Source organism: Micromonospora sp. D75 (assembly GCF_018070405.1).
Classification (GTDB): Bacteria; Actinomycetota; Actinomycetes; order Mycobacteriales; family Micromonosporaceae; genus Micromonospora; species Micromonospora chalcea.
The window spans coordinates 1-2,435 of the sequence record NZ_JAGPXV010000779.1; the positions used below are offsets into that span (position 1 = coordinate 1).

Consider the following 2,435-nt stretch of genomic DNA (forward strand, 5'->3'; position numbering starts at 1 on the left):
GCCGCGCAGCTCGAACCGGAAGTGCTTGACCGCGTTTGTGAGGTAGATCTGGGCGGGGTCGAGCGCCGCGTCGTCGACGGCCTTGCGCAGCAGCCGCCCGGCCGGGCCGACGAACGGCAGGCCCTTCTGGTCCTCGATGTCGCCCGGCTGTTCGCCGACGAAGACCACGCGCGCGTGCTCGTCGCCGCGGCCGAAGACGGTCTGGGTGGCGTCCCGGTACAGCTCGCAGCCCCGGCAGTCGCCCGCCGCGGCGCGCAGTTCGTCGATGGTGTCCGCCGACGGCGGGATGAACTCCTGCGCTCCGGGTGCGCTCTCGGTCTCGGCCATGCCGATCGTTCTACCCCGTCCGGCGGCGCGCACGCGAGTGGCCCGCCGCGCTCGCCCGGAGGTGTTAAGAAGGGGCCCTTCCTATACCGAATGCGTTAAGAAGGGGCCCTTCCTTCCGGCGGTGAGCGCGTCGGCGAGCGCGGGGATGTCGGCCTCGTCCAGCGCGCTCACCGAGACGCGCACGGCGGGCGCGGCGGCGATCCGGTACAGGCCGCCGGGCGCCACGGCCCATCCGGCGTCGCGCAGCGTCGTGACCGTCACCGTCTCGTCGGGCACCGGCACCCAGACGTTGATCCCGGTACGCCCGTGCGCGGCCACCCCGCGCGCGGCAAGCGCGGCCACCAGCCCGTCGCGCCGCCGGTCGTAGCTGTCCGCCGCGCGCCGTACCAGCTCGGCGGTGGCCGGGTCGCGCCAGAGCGACACCACCAGGCGTTGCAGCACCGTGGACACCCAGCCGGCGCCGACCCGCGCCCGGCCGGCCACCCGGGCCACTGTGGCCTCGTCGCCGGCCAGCACCGCGAGCCGCAGGTCGGGCCCGTAGGGCTTGCTCACCGACCGGACGAAGGCCCACGCCGGTGTCGCCCCGGCGAGCGGATGCAGGGGTACGCGGGCCAGCTCGGCGGCGTGGTCGTCCTCGATCAGCAGCAGGTCGGCGCGGCCGTCCAGCAGTGTCCGCAGCGCGTCGGCCCGGTCGGTGGAGACGGCCGCGCCGGTCGGGTTCTGCGCCCGGCTGGTCACGACGAGCGCCCGGACCCCGGCGGCCAGCGCCGCGCGGACGCCGCCGACTGTGGGGCCGTCGTCGTCCACCGGCACCCCGACGGTACGCAGCCCGAGCGCGGCGATCAGGTCGAGCAGGTTGGCCCAGCCCGGGTCCTCCACCGCCACCGCGTCGCCGGGGCGCAGGTGGGCGGCGAGCAGCCGTTCGATGCCGTCGAGCGCGCCGCCGGTGACTGTCAGCTCGCCGGGCGGCACCCCGTCCGCGGCGAGCCGGTCCCTCGCCAGGGCGGCCAGGTCGGGCAGCACGGCGTCGGTCGCGTACCCGCCGGGGGGTCCGATGTCGGCGGCGAGCGCGGCGAGGTGCGGCCCGAGCGGGGGCAGCAGCCGGGGGTCGGGCTGGCCGGCGGAGACGTCGCGGCCGCCGGGCAGCGGCGGGGGCAGCAGCGCGGCGCGGCGGGCGGCCACCGGTGGGCGGGGGCGGACCCGGGTGCCGTGCCGGCCGGCGGTCGCGACCAGGCCACGTTGCCGCAGTTCCTGGTACGCCTTCGCGACGGTGGCCGGACTGACGCCGAGGTCGGCGGCGAGCGCCCGGACGGCGGGCAGGGCGTCGCCCGGGGCGAGCGCGCCGCTGCGGATGCCGGTTTCGACGCTGGCCGAAATCGCGGCCGACGTGGACCCGCTGACCTGATAACGTGCTGCCACAGTTTGGCGATTGTACTAGAACAAAGGTGGGATGTCGCATGTACCCTCCGACCCCCCGCACCACGGCCAGCCGCGTCCGCGACCGGATGCGCTACGACGCGGCCACCGCGCACGCGCTGCTCGACGAGGCGTACCACTGCGCGCTGTCGTTCACCGTCGACGGCGAGCCGCGCGTCCTGCCGACCCTGCACGTGCGCGTCGGCGACACGCTCTACCTGCACGGCTCCACCGGCAGCCGGCCACTGCTGGCCGCCCGGGGCGAGGCCGGGCTGCCGGTCTGCGTCGCCGTCACCCACCTCGACGGGCTGGTCTACGCGCGGTCGCAGTTCCACCACAGCGCCAACTACCGGTCCGTGGTGGCGCACGGCACCGCCCGGCTGGTCGAGGACACGGACGAGAAGGCGGCGGTGATGACCGCGCTGATCGAGAAGGTGGCCACCGGGCGCTCCGCCGAGAGCCGCCCGCCGAACCGGCGCGAGCTGGCCGAGACGGCGGTGCTGGCGCTGCCGCTGCGGGAAGTGTCGGTACGGGTGCGCACCGGCGGCGTCAACGACGAGCCGGCCGACGAGGCGCTGCCGTACTGGGCCGGTGTGGTGCCGCTGCGGCTCACACCGGGCCGACCCGAACCCGCCCCCGGGGTGAGCGCGCCGGTGCCGGCGTACCTGCGGGCGGCCCGCTCGCCGTGGCAC

General features: G+C 76.4%; 3 protein-coding genes. 1 reads left to right on the plus strand and 2 read right to left on the minus strand.

Going from position 1 to position 2,435, the window contains the following annotated elements; translation table 11 throughout:
* A partial coding sequence (locus KBX39_RS28920) for a uracil-DNA glycosylase family protein (protein ID WP_282102492.1) occupies positions 1-327 on the minus strand: 327 nt, incomplete at its 3' end.
* Between the two features lie 81 nt (positions 328-408).
* Entirely contained in the window at positions 409-1,746 is a 1,338-nt protein-coding gene (locus tag KBX39_RS28925) for an aminotransferase class I/II-fold pyridoxal phosphate-dependent enzyme (protein ID WP_210873577.1), read from the minus strand.
* 38 nt (positions 1,747-1,784) lie between these two features.
* On the opposite strand from KBX39_RS28925, the gene KBX39_RS28930 reads away from it, so the two are divergent.
* On the plus strand, positions 1,785-2,435 hold a 651-nt coding region (locus KBX39_RS28930), incomplete at its 3' end, for a pyridoxamine 5'-phosphate oxidase family protein (RefSeq protein WP_210873578.1).